The organism is Pseudomonas sp. MDV22-iso1, from assembly GCF_058145095.1.
Genome location: NZ_JBYVMF010000027.1, coordinates 50508 through 66447, shown reverse-complemented (window position 1 = coordinate 66447; position 15940 = coordinate 50508). Strand labels below are relative to the sequence as shown.

The following is a 15940-nucleotide window of genomic DNA, read 5'->3' as shown; positions in this document are numbered from 1 at the left end:
GTCAATCTTCCTTGTCTTTCAGTAACTGGCCAGTACGGGCATCGAGGTCCAGTTCACGCACCACGCCTTCGGTGGTCAACAGTTCGACTTCATAAATGTAGACGTCGTGTTTTTCTTCAAGCTCGGCTTCCAGCAGTTTGGCGCCCGGATAGCGGTCCAGCGCCTGCTGCAAGAGCTGCTCAAGCGGCAGGATCACGCCTTGCTGGCGCAGGCGCAGGGCTTCGTCCTGATCCAGGTCGCGAGCCATGACCACCGAACACAAAACCAGAAGCGCCAGGCCTGCCCGGCTGGCGCTTCGACTGGAAAACAAATGCACCTTCATTACGTATCCTGATGATCCTTGAGAACCTGCCCGCTGACAGCGTCCAATTCCAGGTCCCAATCGAGACCTTGCGGGTCGCGCAGCTCAACCTGGTAGATGTACTTGCCGTACTCTTCTTCCAGCTCGGTCTCGGTGATGCTGGAGCCTGGGTGTTTGGTCAACGCGGTGGCATTGAGCTTCTCGAAAGACACAATGGTACCAGCGTCACGCAGCCGCAGGGCTTCGTCGGGCCCCAGGTCGCGAGCGTGGGCGATGCTGGCCGTCATGCCGATAATGGATGCGGTGATCAGGGCCGTCAGGTTTTTCATGGGTGTCTCCGTGTTTTTTCGTGTATTGCCAACAGGGAGCCACCTTAGCGAGGTGAACTTAATTGAAACTGAATGGCCATCATCTCCTTCAGGGGAGCCCAACGAAATCTTCTATAATCCCGCCCGCCTGCCACGCACCGAGACCCGTATGACCGCCATCCACATCAAGTTCCCCTCCCTGACCCTCAAAGCCGGCCCGCGAGCCTTTGCGCGCATCCGGGAAAACGGCCTGAACGCCGCCGACGTGGGGACGCTGCCCGGTGCCGCCGGTGGCCCGAAGGCGTTGGGGATTCAAGGTCTGGACCTGGCGTTGTTCGGTGAATGGCTGCCCGCTGCGCCACGGGAGCGCTCGCTGATCGGCGCTTCGGTGGGTTCCTGGCGCTTCGCCAGCGCCTGCCTGCCAGACGCGGCCGAAGGCATCCGCCGCCTCGGCCATCTGTACACCGAGCAGAATTTCGACAAGGGCGTCACGATGGCGCAGATCAGCCAGAGCTCGCGGCGCATGCTCGATGAACTGCTCGACGGCCGCGACGCTTCGATACTCGACAACGCGCACTACCGGCTGAACATCATGGTAGTCAAAAGCCATGGCCGACTGGCCGATGATCATCGCGGGCGACTGGGACTGGGCCTGTCGTCAGTGATTGCCGACAACCTGCGAGGTCGTTCGCGGCTTGCGCGACACTTCGAACGCCTGATCCTCCATGACCCGCGCCTGGCGCCTCCCGTGAATGCGCTGAACGATTTCCCCTCACGCTTTATCGCCCTGAATGCCGGCAATTTGCGCCAGGCCTTGCTCGCCTCAGGATCGATCCCGATGGTGATGGAAGGTGTGCGTGATCTGCCAGGCGCCGGCGCCGGAACCTTTCGTGATGGCGGGCTGCTCGACTATCACCTTGACCTGCCCTACAGCGGCAACGACATCGTGCTCTACCCGCACTTTACCGACCGCATCATTCCCGGCTGGTTCGACAAGACCCTGCCCTGGCGCCGGGCCTGCCCCAAGCGCCTGCAGGATGTGCTGCTGCTGGCGCCCTCGAAGGAGTACCTGGCACGCCTGCCTTACGGCAAACTGCCCGACCGCAACGACTTCAAGCGCTTCATGGGCGATGCCCCGAGCCGGCAGAAGTACTGGCGCGCGGCGATGGATGAAAGCCGGCGACTGGGTGACGAATTCCTCGAACTGACCGCCAACGGTCGCCTTGGCGAGCGCTTGCTGACCCTTTAGTCAGGACAAACTGATAAACTCGCCGCCTGCCCACATCGCCGCGGCGATCGCCACCTGACAGAGCTCAAAACACTGTGGAAATTTTCAAGGAATTTACGTTCGAATCCGCCCACCGCCTGCCCCACGTGCCGGAAGGCCACAAGTGCGGTCGCCTGCACGGTCACTCGTTCAAAGTGGCCATTCATTTGAGTGGCGACCTGGATCCGCACACCGGCTGGATTCGCGATTTCTCGGAGATCAAGGCGATCTTCAAGCCGCTGTACGAGCGTCTGGACCATAATTACCTGAACGATATTCCTGGCCTGGAAAACCCGACCAGTGAAGTACTGGCGAAGTGGATCTGGAACGAGTTGAAGCCATTGCTGCCGGAACTCAGCGCGATTCGCATCCACGAAACCTGCACCAGTGGCTGCATTTATCACGGCGAGTAAGCGTTCGAAAAAAAGCGACCTGAATGCCAACACGTTAACTACGAAGATGCTGCAAGCATCTAAAAAAACGCCCCGACTGTTCGGGGCGTTTTTGTCTGGATCTGTCGCGGTTATTTTGCCGCGATGCACTCCAGCTCCAGTCGTGCACCATAAACAAGCTGGGTGCCACCGAACGCACTGCGAGCGGGATAAGGTTTACTGAAGTAAGTTTTGTACACCTCATTGAAGGCGGGCCATTCTGCTATATCGGCCAGCATCACTGTGCACTTGACCACGTCCGTCATTTCATAACCGTTGGATTCCAGAGCCGTTTTAATATTGTCCAATGCCTGACGTGACTCCGGTTCAATGCCACCTTTTACCAACTGGTCAGATCCTGGCTCGGCACCGATTGTGCCCGACATGAATAACAACTTCGTAGCGCTCACCTGGACGGCATCAGAGAATGGCAAGTTATACCGACCGGAATCGATAAACTCGACAGGCTTTGCGTCCTTGGCGCCATTGGGCCGATCGCCAACGTTCGCACATCCCGCCAGCAAGATGCTCATTGTTAAAATACTGCCAGTCATCCATGAAATCTTTTTCAAAGTTACGTGCTCCTAAACTCATTGGTGTCGGCGGAGTATGCCGACCGCTTCAATGAGAAATCAGGCCCTGGCAACACGCTGTGAAAGAAGTCCCCTGCAATCCTGAATATAGGAAAAAACGCCTCGCAAACCTGGACCTTTCCTACACCTTTGCCGACGTGAATTTCACGGGATAAAAAACGTCCGAAGCAGGCGGTTTTTTGCCTATGCTTTTGCTTCTCCCCCGCCAAGAGGACACGCGTATGGCTGACTGGCCGCTGCCTCAAACCTATCGCTTCAACGGACATTCCATCCGCTTCGCCGTGCGCGGCGACGGACCGCCCCTGGTGTTCGTGCATGGCACGCCGTTCTCTTCTTACGTCTGGCACCGTATCGCGCCGCACTTCATCGCTTCCCATCGGGTGCATTACTTCGACCTGCTGGGTTACGGGCAATCCGAGAAAATCGACGGCGATGTTTCCCTGGGTGTGCAGAACGACCTGTTGGCCCAACTGCTCGACCACTGGGGCCTGGCGTGCCCGGATGTGGTGGCCCACGATTTCGGCGGTGCCACGGCGTTGCGGGCGCATCTGCTCAATGGCAAGGATTACCGCAGCCTGACCCTGATCGATCCGGTAGCGCTGACGCCCTGGGGTTCGCCGTTCGTGCAGCATGTGCGCCAACATGAAGCGGCGTTCAGCGGTGTGCCGGACTACATTCAGCGCGCCATCGTGCCGGCCTACATTCGCGGGGCGATCAAGCGCGAGATCACGGACGACGAACTCGCCCCCTACGTACAGCCCTGGCTGGGGGATGAAGGGCAAGCGGCGTTCTATCGGCAGATCGCCCAGATGGACACGCGCTATACCCGCGAAGCTGAAACGCGCTACCCAACGATCCGCTGTCCGGTGCAGATCCTGTGGGGTGAAGACGATGAGTGGATTCCCATCGAGCGTGGGCGAGCGCTGCAACAGATGATTCCCGGTGCCCAGTTGCATGCCATCCCCAATGCCGGGCACCTGGTGCAAGAGGACGCGCCGGAGGCCATTGTTGCGGCGCTGCTCAGATTCCTGCCACTCCAGACTTCCCCCTGAACAAACTCAATCCTTTGTAGGAGCAAAGCTTGCTCCTACAAAGGATACGGAGTGTTCGAGTGCACCGCTTTTGTGCCCTCTGCCGCGCCAAATGATCAGCCTCGGCTATACATAACCAGACCAACGCCATTGGCACGACCACTGCAACACCCTCCGCGTCTTCCCCTCCAGCAAGGAACGCCCCATGACGCAGAACGCTCCCGGCAACGACTATCCCCTCAGCGAAGTCCCGATGCATGCCCGTAAAGGCCTGGCCTCAACGGCCATGGTGTTGCTCGGTTTTACGTTTTTCACCGCCACCATGTTTGCCGGCGGCAAGCTCGGTGTGGCGTTCAGTTTCGGCGAAATGATGATGGTGATCATCGTCGGCAATCTGCTGCTTGGCCTGTACGCCGCAGGACTGGGCTACATCGCCTTCAAAAGCGGGCTCAATTCGGTGTTGATGGGCCGGTTCTGCTTCGGCGAGGTGGGCAGCAAGCTCAGCGATCTGATCCTCGGTTTTACCCAGATCGGCTGGTACGCCTGGGGCACGGCCACGGCTGCCGTCGTACTGGGCAAGTATTTCGAGTTGAGCGACGGGACCGTGCTGGGTCTGATGGTGCTGTTCGGCCTGGGCTTCTGCGCCACTGCTTATGTCGGGTATCGCGGTCTGGAAATCCTGTCCTGGATCGCCGTGCCCGCGATGATGTTGCTGCTGATGCTGTCCATGTGGGTCGCCACGGTAAAAGTCGGCGGGCTCGACGGTTTGCTGGCCGTGGTGCCGACAGGCACGCTGGATTGGTCGACCGCGATTACCCTGGTGTTCGGCACCTTCGTCAGCGGCGCCACGCAAGCCACCAACTGGACGCGTTTTTCGCGCTCGGCCAGGGTTGCGGTACTGGCGAGTCTGATCGGTTTCTTCATCGGCAACGGCCTGATGGTGTTGATCGGCGCCTACGGGGCGATCGTCTATCAACAACCGGACGTGGTTGAAGTGCTGTTGCTGCAAGGTTTTGCCATGGCTGCGATGGCCATGCTGCTGCTCAACATCTGGAGCACCCAAGACAACACCATCTACAACTTCGCCGTCGCCGGTTGCAACCTGCTGCGCACCGACCGACGCAAGACCGTGACCCTGGTCGGCGCGGTGATTGGCACCGCATTGGCGCTGCTGGGTATGTACGACCTGCTGGTGCCGTATCTGATTCTGCTGGGCACGGTGATTCCGCCGATAGGCGGCGTGATCATGGCGGATTTCTTCTTCCGCTACCGTGGTCAATATCCACGTCTGGCCGACACGCGTTTACCGGCGTTCAACTGGCCCGGCTTGAGCGCTTATGCGGTCGGCACGGTGGCCGCTTTCAGCTCGCCGTGGGTCGCACCGCTGGTAGGGATTGCCGCTGCCGCGCTAACGTATGTGCTACTGACCGGCGTTTTTGGTGCTCGAGTCGCCAACGCACCCTTACAAGATCTCTGAAAAAGGATTCGCCTGATGCACATCATCAACGCCCGCCTGCGCAACCAAGAAGGCCTGCATGAATTGCACCTGGAAAACGGCCTGATCAGCAGCATCGCGCGTCAGACCGAGGCGCCCACCCTGGGCCCCGACGATCTGGATGCCGGCGGCAATCTGGTGATTCCACCGTTCGTTGAGCCGCACATCCACCTCGACGCCACCCTCACCGCCGGCGAGCCGCGCTGGAACATGAGCGGCACGCTGTTCGAAGGCATCGAGTGCTGGAGCGAGCGCAAGGTCACGATCACCGAGGAAGACACCAAGACCCGCACGCGCAAAACCCTCCAGGCCCTGGCCGCCCACGGCATCCAGCACGTGCGCACCCACGTCGACGTCACCGACCCGCAACTCACGGCACTTAAGGCGATGCTCGAAGTGCGCGAGGAAAGCCGCCACCTGGTCGACATGCAGATCGTGGCGTTCCCGCAAGAAGGCATCGAGTCTTACCGCAATGGTCGCGAGCTGATGGAAGAAGCGATTCGCATGGGCGCCGATGTGGTAGGCGGGATTCCGCATTTCGAGTACACCCGCGATCAGGGCGTCAGTTCAGTGAAGTTCCTGATGGACCTGGCCGAACGCACCGGTTGCCTGGTGGACGTGCACTGCGACGAAACCGACGACCCGCACTCGCGCTTCCTGGAAGTGTTGGCCGAAGAGGCCCGCAGCCGCGACATGGGCTCGCGGGTCACCGCCAGCCACACCACGGCGATGGGTTCCTACGACAACGCGTACTGCGCAAAGCTGTTTCGTCTGCTCGGGCACTCGGGGATCAGTTTTGTCTCCTGCCCGACCGAAAGCATTCACCTGCAAGGGCGTTACGACAACTTCCCGAAACGCCGCGGCGTGACGCGGGTCAACGAGCTGCTCGAAGCGGGCATGAACGTGTGCTTCGGCCAGGATTCGATCGTCGACCCGTGGTACCCGCTGGGCAACGGCAACATCCTGCGGGTGCTCGAAGCCGGCCTGCACATCTGCCACATGCTCGGGTACCGCAACCTGCAAAGCGCGCTGGACCTGGTCACCGACAACAGCGCCAGGGCCATGGCATTGGGTGATCGTTACGGCCTGGAGCGCGGGCGGCCGGCGAATTTGCTGATCCTGTCGGCGGACAGTGATTACGAGGTCATTCGCAGCCAGGGGTTGCCGCTGTATTCGATTCGGGACGGGAAGGTGTTGGTGAAGCGGACAATGCCGGAGGTGGAATTTTTTGGTGGTCAGCTCTGAGATTTCCGTTGACCCGGCTGGCCCCATCGCGAGCAGGCTCACCCCCACACTGGATCTTCAGTGGACACAGGATTTGTGTACGCAAGCGATCCACTGGGGGAGTGAGCCTGCTCGCGATGGCAATCTCACCGTCAACCCATCAACTTCGCCGTACCAAACAACCTGACCCCGCTCAGCTCCCCACCAGACTCTTCAAGCAAAATCGGCGCCGTGCCGCCCGGCATCACCACCTTCACTTCGCCAGCCGCCACCCAGCCCACCCGCCAGGCCGCACAGGCCACCGCACTGGCGCTGGTGCCCGACGACGCCGTCGGCCCTTCCCCACGCTCAAAAACCCGCGCAACGATCCGCCCTTCGGCCTCCCGCATTGCCCATTGCAGATTGATCCCCGCGGGACAGGGTTCACCGGCACCGGTTGGCATGGCATAGGCGATGCGGGTCAGGCCGTCGGACAACGGCGTTTCACGCATCTGCTCATTGCTCGGCAGCGCATTAGCATCGTCAACGAGGGTCACGCAATGCGGATTGCCTACCCGCACGAACTGGCTGCGGGACCATGCCGGATCAAGCGCCGACAGCGGTTGTACATGATTGAGTTCACGGCCGTTGAACATCACCTCGCCTGCCCCGTGAGCACTCACCGCCCCCGGCCCGAAGGACGGTTGGCCCAGGTCCAGCCAGAAGCCCTGAACGCCGGCGACCTGTGCGATGCTCACCGACGTTTCACCCGGCGAAACCGTATCGGCCTTGTCGTGATGAACCCTGAGTAAACACGTCTCGTGTGCTGGAAAAAGCCCTTGATCGCTCAGCGCCTGGGAAAAAATCGTCAACCCATTGCCACTGCGCTCGGCCAGCGTGCCGTCGGTGTTGACGATCAGCACATCGAAGGGTGGGGCCGATTGAAACGGGCCGACCAGCAACCCGTCACAACGATGGTCCTTGCTGCCGGGCGGTTGCGTGCCCGGGGCCCAACCGCAGAATGCCTCGATGGCCGACAACGCCCAGTCCTCGCGACCGTGCGCGGCCTGCCCCGCATCGGCTGGCAAGTCGATGCCCTGCAGCCGAACGGCTTGCGGTGCCACCACCCCGTAGATATTGCCTCGTGCGTCGTAAAACGGCGTCATTACGCTCCCCTGTATCAATCGTCGATGACCTCAACATATCGCGAAACAGGTGCGGGCTGTGCAAGGATGTCGTCCTGCCTGATCACACCCCCGGCGGACGCTCGCCGAACCCAACGGTCGAGTGACTGTCCCTTGGGGACGCAATGTTTTTTCCAAGGATTGATATGAGCAACCTCAACACCCCAGCCACCTTCGTTCCCGGACGCCTGGAACAAATGTCCACGCGCGTCGCTTTCTTCATCGCAGGTTTCGGCATCGCCGCCTGGGCGCCGTTGGTGCCGTACGCCAAGGCTCGCGCCGGGCTGGATGAAGGCACGCTCGGCCTGCTGCTGTTATGCCTGGGCGTGGGCTCGATTCTGGCGATGCCGCTGGCCGGGGTTCTGGCTTCGCGCTTCGGCTGTCGGCGAGTGACCATCGGCGGGACATTGTTGATCTGTGCAGCCCTGCCACTGCTGGCGACCGTGTCGTCGATACCGGGGCTGATCGCGGTGCTGTTCATGTTCGGTGCGGGCCTGGGCACGGTGGATTCGACCGTCAACCTGCAAGCGGTGATCGTCGAGCGGGCCAGTGGCAAAACCATGATGTCGGGTTTCCACGGGATGTTCAGCCTCGGCGGAATCGTCGGTGCGGCGGGTGTCAGCGCCTTGCTCGGCTTCGGGTTTTCGCCATTGACGGCGATGCTGGTGGTGGCTGTATTACTGCTGGTCGCGCTGTGCAAGGCCGCGCCGCACATGCTGTCTTACGGCAGTGAACGCTCGGGGCCGGCGTTCGCCATTCCCCACGGTATCGTGCTGTTCATCGGCGGGATGTGCTTCATCGTGTTCCTCGCCGAAGGCGCGGCGCTGGACTGGAGTGCGGTGTTCCTGGTGCAGGAACGCGGCATCGATACGGCGTATGCGGGGTTGGGTTACGCCGCATTTGCATTGACCATGACCGTGGGGCGTCTGACAGGCGACCGGATTGTCCGTCGTCTCGGCGCGACACGGGTGATGGTATTTGGAGGGCTGACGGCCGCCGCGGGCCTGTTTTTGGCCACGTTTGCGCCGAACTGGGAATTTGCGCTGGTGGGCTATGTGCTGCTGGGGGCCGGCTGTTCGAACATCGTGCCGGTGCTATTCACCGCGGTGGGCAAACAGACGGTCATGCCCGAAAGCGTCGCCATACCCGCCATTACCACCCTGGGTTACGCGGGAATTCTCGCGGGACCTGCGGTCATCGGCTTCATCGCCCATGCCAGCAGCTTGAGTTTTGCCTTTGGTTTGATGGCGGTGCTGCTGGTGGCGGTGGCCATTGGTGGCAAGGTGTTGAAGGTTTAACAAGCACCGCAATCAATTGTGGCGAGGGAGTTTACTCCCGCTGGACTGCGCAGCAGGCCCATTTTGTTGGGGCCGCTGCGCGACCCAGCGGGAGCAAGCTCCCTCGCCACAGGGTTGTTATCGCTCTTTCGATTGCGATTAAAACCCGACACTGGCCTGCACAAAGAACGTCCGCGGTGCCCCCACATACATCCCCGCATTGTTATCGCTGGAGCGAGTGAAGTACTGCTTGTCGAAGATGTTCTTCACCCCGGCACCGACTTTCAGGTTCGACAGCGTCGCACCAAAGTCATAACCGCCGCGCACGTTCCAGGTGACGTAGCCCGGAATGTCACCGTACTGACCGTCCGCCGTGCCTTCGGTGATGTAGTTGCCGCTGAAGCTGCCATCGGCATTCACCGCAGTGCCCGGTGAGCGCTGTTTGGATTGGGCGAAGGCATCGACGTTCCAGGTCCAGCGATCGACGTCATAGCGCAGGCCGGCGGTCGCCACCTGGCGCGAATAGAACGGCAAGTCACGGCCCTTGAAGCCCGGGATTTCCCCTTCGTACACGGCGCGGGTATAGGTGAATCCGGCGTTGGCGCTCAGGCCTTCGAGCCGGGGATCCAGGGCAACCATGTCGTAGTGCACCGAGGCCTCGAGACCCTGGTGGGTCGTCGCCCCCAGGTTGGTCCAGCCCGCGTCATTGCTGATGTACTGCAGTTCCTTATCGAAGTCGATGTAGAACAGCGTCACCTCACCGCCCCACACATCATCGTTGTAACGCGTGCCCACCTCGTAGGTCTTGGCCTTTTCCGGGTTCAGGCCGTTGGCCGTGTCGTCACCCGAGCCGCCCTGGCCGAGCTGGAAATATTGCAGGCTGCCAAACGAGGTTTCGTAGTTGGCGAACAGCTTCCAGGCGTCGGACAGGTGATACATCACGCTCAAGGCTGGCAGAGGCTCGTTGCTTTCGATGCTGCGATTCTTCTCGGTCACCGGCCTACCGGCGGTATCGAGCACCGGCCGATCATGCCAGTCAGTGCTGATGTGCTCGAAGCGAATGCCCGGCGTCACGGTCCAGTTGCCGACGTCGATCTTGTTATCGACGTACACGGAGTTGGCTTCAGTGCCCCCCGTACGGTCCTGATAGACGTGCCCGTCGGCACCCGGACGCACCACCGGCTCATTGCTGCCGTTAAGCCCCAGACGACTCGCCGTCTCGTGCATGCCTTCCTTCAGGTAGCGATAACCGACACTGACTTCCTGAGTGGTCGGGCCGACGTCAAACACGCGGGACACGCGCGGCTCGATGCCGAAGGTGTAGTACGTGCGCGGGAACGAGCCGAGGGTCTGCTGATCGCGAGCGGCAATGTTGCTGCCCCGGAAGCTGTCGGAGTAATAGGTCAGCACTTCGGCCTGGGTGCGGTCGTCGATCTGCCGGGCCCATTTGAACGAGACGTCCTTGCGGCGCCCGCTGAAGTTGTCGTTGTTGCGGTCGGACTGAAACGGATCGGCGTCGTACTGCGCCTGGGTCAGGCCACCGGGCATGTCGGCGCTGGCGTCGTAGTAGTGAAAGTTGAGGCTGAAATCATCGACATCGGTGGGCGCCCAATGGGTCTTGAGGATCACGTCGTCGATGTCGTTACCGTTGTTGCGCTCGCGGTACCCGTTGCCGTTGACGCCCGAATACAACAGGGCCACGCCGATGCCGTTGTCGGCCGTGCCGCCGACAAACGCCGTATCGATGTGCTTCCAGCCACCGTGCCGGGAGGTTTCCAGGGTGGTGCCGATTTCAGCGGAGGCTTTTTCCGGGATGGCGCGAGTCACGAAGTTGATCACGCCGCCCACGTTCTGCGGTCCATAACGCACGGAGCCCGCACCGCGCACCACATCGATGCTGTCGAGGTTTCCGGACGAAATAGGGGCCATGGACAGTTGCGGCTGACCGTAGGGCGCAAACGCGGCAGGCACGCCGTCGATCAGCACGGTGGAGCGAGGCGACAGCCGCGAGGTCAGGCCGCGCACGCCGACGTTCAGGGAAATATCGCTGCCGCCGTACCATTGGCGTCTTGCACTTGCACGCCCGGCACACGCTTCAACACGTCGCCGACGGTCATTGCGCCCTGCTCGACCATCGCTTCGCGGCGAATCACCGTCCGCGCACCCGGGTGGTTTTGCACCACGGCGGCATCGGCGTCACCGAGCCAGTCGCCGACCACCTTGATGTCGGTTACGCCCAGCTCCAGCGGTCCGTTGGCAGCGGAAGTCGGTGCCGGCGTCAGGGTCACCGAACCTTCATCGATCTGATACTCAAGGCCACTGCCCTGCAGCAACTGACGCAAGGCCTGCTCCGGCGAGAAGTTACCGTCCACGGCCGGCGCCTGTTTGCCGGCCACCAGTTCAGGACTGAAAAAAACCTGCAGCGACGTTTGCTGACCCAACTGACTCAAGGCCTGGCCCAAAGGCTGCGCCTGGATGTGAATAGCGTCGGCGGCGAATGCCTGGGGCAACGCCGAGCTGATGGCCAACGCGAGCGCAAGCCGCAGCCAGGAAGTTTTGTTGTTGTTAGCGATGGTTTTTTTCACGTCGAACGTTGTCCTGTGGATCGCAAGAGTGTGCGTTTGTTAATGCAAACCAGTTGCAGTTGGACAAGAAGACGAAGAACTCAAAAAAAACCTGAATCTATTTTGAAATTATTTCCTGACTGCCGTCATCGAGGGTGCGCACAGCCACCGGCAAAATGTTCGGCAAGGCTTTTAGCAAGGCGTCGGTGTTGTCGGATTTGAACACGCTGGTCAGGCGCAGATTGCCGACTTTTTCATTGCCGACCCTGAGAGGTTTCTCCCGGTAACGGGACACTTCGGCAGCGACTTCGCTCAGGCTCGCGTTGTTGAACACCAGCTTGCCGCTGCGCCAGGCAGTAAGCTCCGCGGGATTGACCGCATACGCCGCTGTGACAAAACCCTTGGCATCCACACGCGTCCCGGTCCCGGCAGTGAGGCTGACAAATTCGTTGTCGGCTGCATCCCGCCCCTGGACCTTGACCGTGCCCTGCTCTACCACGACCCGGGTTTCAGCAGGGTCACGACGCACATCGAAACGGGTTCCGGTGACGGTGATTTTTCCGCTTCCAGACGCCACGACAAAAGGTCGGCGGGTGTCGTGTTCAACACTGAACATCGCCTCGCCTTCGCTCAGTTCGATGTGACGAAGGTCCTGTTCATAACGCACCTGAACCCGGCTGCGGCTGTTCAAGTCGATTACCGAGCCATCGGGCAATGCCACCTGCCGACGCTCACCCAGCGCCGTGGAGAACTCGGCGGTGTAGGGGCCCGGGGATTTAAAACCACTGAACAAACCAAGCCCCAGCGCCACGGCCAACACACTGGCGGCCACGGCATAGCGCATCAAAGGACGACGCTTGCTGCGCGCTGGCGGGGCTTCGCACAACGCCTGCAAACGCGCCGCCGGCACCAGGTCAGCGGCAGACCACAATCCTTGAAGCACCTGAAACTCATCGCGATGCTGCGGATGTTCCCCTAGCCAGACTTCAAAACGCTGGCGCTCTTCCACGTCCACGACCGGTTCCTGCAAACGCACAAACCACCGCGCCGCCTCATCGCGAACCGCCGTTTGCCCGCACGCGCAATCACGAGTATCCATCATGGAAGTTCCTGTCGGCTTAGGGATTGAAATGCGATCTGCCTTATGTAGGAGCTGCCGCAGGCTGCGATCTTTTGACGTTGAGTTTTGAAAGCAAGATCAAAAGATCGCAGCCTGCGGCAGCTCCTACACAGAGCATTACGCATCATGATTGCAACCCGTCCAGCCGATCGCGCAGATGCCGCAGGGTGCGGATCATATACTTTTCCACCATGTTCTTGGACAGGCCCAGGCGTTCGGCGATTTCGGCCTGGGTCAGGCCCTCGATCTTCTGCCAGACGAACACCTTGCGGCAATTGACTGGCAGTTCGGCGAGCGCCCGCTCGATGGAGTCAGCCAACTGGATCGCCTGCATGAAATGCTCCGGGTCGCCGGACGACGACACACTGTGATCGATCGCCTCCGACTCCATGGCGCACCGCCGATCCTCACGCCGATATCCATCCACCGCGATGTTGCGCGCGGTCTGGTGCAAGTACGCCCGAGGCTGCTCCACCGCCGCCGAATCGGACTCAAGCACCCGCACAAAGGTGTCGTGGGCAAGGTCCTCGGCCTGCTGACGATTTCTCAGGCGACGGGTCCAGGTGCCAACCAACTCTTCGTAATGCTCGAAAAAGCCATGTTTGCGAGGCAGCTTGGGGGTCATTGCGGCGCGCTGTGGAGAGGGGTGCGAATAGTAATGCTTCCTATTAAGCCGAAGCAATGGATTCCAGACCGGCGCTACCGAGGGCACTTCAGCCGGACCAACATGTGAAAAGTTGATTTAGGCACGCAGCCAAAGGATTCTGGCAGGCATCCCAAACAAGCTCTGCACGGGCTGTAGCAAAGTGCACGTGTGCCTGTCACTTGGCTTGCCCATAGGAACCCCGCAAATGTTCACCACCGTCGCAGCACCCAACAGAAAACCGCGCACCCGGCTCGCGCTGGCCATTGCCTTGAGCCTGCTCGGCCTGCCCGGCTGGATCACTCAGGCCAATGCTCACAGCGGTCATGCCGAAATGGTGCCGCTGCAAGCAGGCCTTGAGGCATTCGGCGCGACGGTCAAATGGGACGATTACGCCAACCTGTTCGTGATCGCCAAGGACGGCGTCTACCTCAAGGTCAAGCCGGACAGCAAAGTGGCGATGCTCAACGGCAAGCGCATGGAATTGACCGTGCCGGTGGTATTCAAGGGCCAGACCGCCTACATGTCCAAGGACTTCATCAACCAGGTGTTCCAGTCCGGCCTGGACAAGACATTTGTGGTCGAGACCCGGCCTAACCCGCTCAACCCGTTAAGCGCCGACGAAATCAACCGTGCGGTGGACATCGTCAAACGCTCCGATCATTACAAAACCGGGTTTCGCTTCACCGAAGTGTCGATCCATGAGCCGCCCAAGGATCAGGTGTGGACGTTTGCCCTCACCGGCCAAACCGTCGCCCAGCCCCGTCAGGCCAACATCGTGGTGCTCGACGGCAAGCACGTGATCGAAGCGCTGATCGATCTCGACAGTCAGTCCATCCTGTCCTGGAAGCCGATCGAAGGCGCCCACGGCATGGTCTTGCTGGACGACTTCGGCACCGTGCAATCGGCCATAGAGGCCAGCCCGGAGTATGCCCAGGCGCTGGCCAAGCGCGGTATATCCGATGTGAAAAAGGTCGTGGCAACGCCCTTGACGGTCGGGTATTTCGACGGCAAGGACGGCTTGGCGCAGGACAAACGGTTGCTGAAAATCGTCAGCTACCTGAACACCGGTGATGGCAACTATTGGGCCCATCCGATCGAAGGGCTGGTGGCCATAGTCGACCTTGAACAGAAAAAACTGATCAAGATCGAAGACGGTGGCGTCATCCCTGTGCCGATGAAACCAACGCCTTACGACGGTCGCGGACGCAAGGGGGTTGCCGTCAAGCCGCTGGAAATCACCGAGCCGGAAGGCAAGAACTACACGATCACTGGCAACAGCATTCACTGGCAAAACTGGGACTTCCACGTTCGCCTCGATTCGCGGGTCGGCCCGATCCTGTCCACCGTGACCTATGACGACAAGGGCAGGAAACGCAAGGTCATGTACGAAGGTTCGCTGGGCGGCATGATCGTGCCCTATGGCGATCCCGACGGCGGCTGGTATTTCAAGGCTTACCTGGACTCAGGCGATTACGGCATGGGCACCCTGACCTCGCCTATCGCCCGGGGCAAGGACGCACCGGCAAACGCCGTGCTACTGGACGCTACCATCGCTGACTACACGGGCACGCCGACCGCGATTCCCCGCGCCATGGCGGTGTTCGAGCGCTACGCGGGCCCCGAGTACAAACACCAGGAAATGGGCCAGCCCAACCTCAGCACCGAACGGCGTGAACTGGTGGTGCGCTGGATCAGCACCGTCGGCAACTACGACTACATTTTCGATTGGGTTTTCCAGCAGAACGGCACCATCGGAATCGATGCCGGCGCCACCGGGATCGAAGCGGTCAAGGGCGTGAAATCCAGCACCATGCGCGACGCAACCGCCAAGGAAGACACGCGCTACGGCACCCTGCTTGACCACAACATTGTCGGCACCACCCACCAGCACATCTACAACTTCCGCCTCGACATGGACGTGGACGGCGAGAACAACTCGCTGGTGGAAGTGAACCCGGTGGTTGCCCCCAACGAACGCGGCGGACCGCGGACCAGTACGATGCAGACAGAACAACAGGTGGTCGGCACCGAACAGCAGGCGGCGCAGAAATTCGATCCCTCGACCGTTCGCCTGCTGACCAACTTCAGCAAGGAAAACAAGGTCGGCAATCCGGTGTCCTACCAGTTGATTCCTTATGCCGGTGGTACGCACCCGGTGGCCAAGGGCGCCAACTTCGGCAAGGACGAATGGCTCTATCACCGCTTGAGTTTCATGGACAAACAACTGTGGGTGACACGCTACAACCCGGATGAGAAATACCCGGAAGGCAAGTACCCGAACCGCTCGGACAAAGACTCCGGCCTCGGCCAGTTCACCGACGATAACCAGCCCATCGAAAACACCGATAACGTGGTGTGGCTGACCACCGGCACCACCCACATCGCCAGGGCGGAAGAGTGGCCGATCATGCCGACGGAATGGGTGCACGTCCTGCTCAAGCCGTGGAATTTCTTCGATGAAACGCCGACGCTGAACCTGAACGTCCCTCAATAATCAACGCAAATCCCTGTAGGAGTGAG

Annotated in this window: 13 protein-coding genes and 1 pseudogene; 7 read left to right on the top strand and 7 right to left on the bottom strand. The window is 60.6% G+C overall.

Annotated elements, in window-relative coordinates; genetic code table 11:
* Position 1: 1 nt before the first annotated feature.
* Positions 2–247 (bottom strand): PepSY domain-containing protein, encoded by a 246-nt coding sequence (locus AC3ZVB_RS24590; protein ID WP_442966309.1) that lies wholly within the window; start codon positions 245–247, stop codon positions 2–4.
* A gap of 74 nt (positions 248–321) precedes the next feature.
* The gene (locus AC3ZVB_RS24585; protein WP_162440744.1) at positions 322–630 is read right to left on the bottom strand and encodes a PepSY domain-containing protein; all 309 of its coding nucleotides are present in this window, start codon (positions 628–630) and stop codon (positions 322–324) included.
* Positions 631–778: 148 nt separating this feature from the next.
* Between AC3ZVB_RS24585 and AC3ZVB_RS24580 the strand changes: the two genes are divergently transcribed.
* Positions 779–1858, top strand: a complete 1080-nt coding sequence (locus AC3ZVB_RS24580; protein WP_490147953.1) for a patatin-like phospholipase family protein — start codon at positions 779–781, stop codon at positions 1856–1858.
* Between the two features lie 74 nt (positions 1859–1932).
* Positions 1933–2289, top strand: coding sequence for a 6-carboxytetrahydropterin synthase QueD (queD, locus tag AC3ZVB_RS24575; protein ID WP_019692825.1), 357 nt, complete (start codon positions 1933–1935; stop codon positions 2287–2289).
* Positions 2290–2399: 110 nt separating this feature from the next.
* Here the strand turns inward: queD and AC3ZVB_RS24570 are convergent, their stop codons facing one another.
* On the bottom strand, positions 2400–2861 hold the full coding sequence (locus tag AC3ZVB_RS24570; RefSeq protein ID WP_490147952.1) for a RidA family protein: 462 nt from the start codon (positions 2859–2861) through the stop codon (positions 2400–2402).
* Between the two features lie 260 nt (positions 2862–3121).
* Between AC3ZVB_RS24570 and AC3ZVB_RS24565 the strand changes: the two genes are divergently transcribed.
* The 3 genes from AC3ZVB_RS24565 to codA all read left to right on the top strand — a co-directional run bounded on the left by AC3ZVB_RS24565 (position 3122) and on the right by codA (position 6671).
* Positions 3122–3952: an alpha/beta fold hydrolase gene (locus tag AC3ZVB_RS24565; RefSeq protein ID WP_490147951.1), complete on the top strand. Its 831-nt coding sequence runs from the start codon at positions 3122–3124 to the stop codon at positions 3950–3952.
* A gap of 184 nt (positions 3953–4136) precedes the next feature.
* Positions 4137–5408: a cytosine permease gene (gene codB, locus AC3ZVB_RS24560; RefSeq protein ID WP_194692471.1), complete on the top strand. Its 1272-nt coding sequence runs from the start codon at positions 4137–4139 to the stop codon at positions 5406–5408.
* 15 nt (positions 5409–5423) lie between these two features.
* On the top strand, positions 5424–6671 hold the full coding sequence (gene codA / locus AC3ZVB_RS24555) for a cytosine deaminase (protein WP_194692472.1): 1248 nt from the start codon (positions 5424–5426) through the stop codon (positions 6669–6671).
* Between the two features lie 131 nt (positions 6672–6802).
* On the opposite strand, the gene AC3ZVB_RS24550 is transcribed toward codA, so the two are convergent.
* A complete protein-coding gene (locus tag AC3ZVB_RS24550; protein ID WP_490147950.1) occupies positions 6803–7795 on the bottom strand; it encodes a diaminopimelate epimerase in 993 nt (330 codons plus the stop codon).
* A gap of 164 nt (positions 7796–7959) precedes the next feature.
* Here AC3ZVB_RS24550 and AC3ZVB_RS24545 point away from each other — a divergent pair, with 164 nt between their 5' ends.
* Entirely contained in the window at positions 7960–9111 is a 1152-nt protein-coding gene (locus AC3ZVB_RS24545) for an MFS transporter (RefSeq protein ID WP_490147949.1), read from the top strand.
* A gap of 138 nt (positions 9112–9249) precedes the next feature.
* Here the strand turns inward: AC3ZVB_RS24545 and AC3ZVB_RS24540 are convergent.
* From AC3ZVB_RS24540 to AC3ZVB_RS24530, 3 genes and pseudogenes are all read right to left on the bottom strand, one after another.
* Positions 9250–11675: pseudogene (locus tag AC3ZVB_RS24540) on the bottom strand (TonB-dependent siderophore receptor).
* Positions 11676–11772: 97 nt separating this feature from the next.
* Positions 11773–12756, bottom strand: a complete 984-nt coding sequence (locus tag AC3ZVB_RS24535) for a FecR family protein (protein ID WP_490147948.1) — start codon at positions 12754–12756, stop codon at positions 11773–11775.
* A 142-nt stretch (positions 12757–12898) separates the two neighbouring features.
* Positions 12899–13399, bottom strand: coding sequence for a sigma-70 family RNA polymerase sigma factor (locus AC3ZVB_RS24530; protein ID WP_162440929.1), 501 nt, complete (start codon positions 13397–13399; stop codon positions 12899–12901).
* Between the two features lie 226 nt (positions 13400–13625).
* Between AC3ZVB_RS24530 and tynA the strand changes: the two genes are divergently transcribed.
* Entirely contained in the window at positions 13626–15914 is a 2289-nt protein-coding gene (gene tynA / locus AC3ZVB_RS24525; protein WP_490147947.1) for a primary-amine oxidase, read from the top strand.
* Positions 15915–15940: the final 26 nt, after the last annotated feature.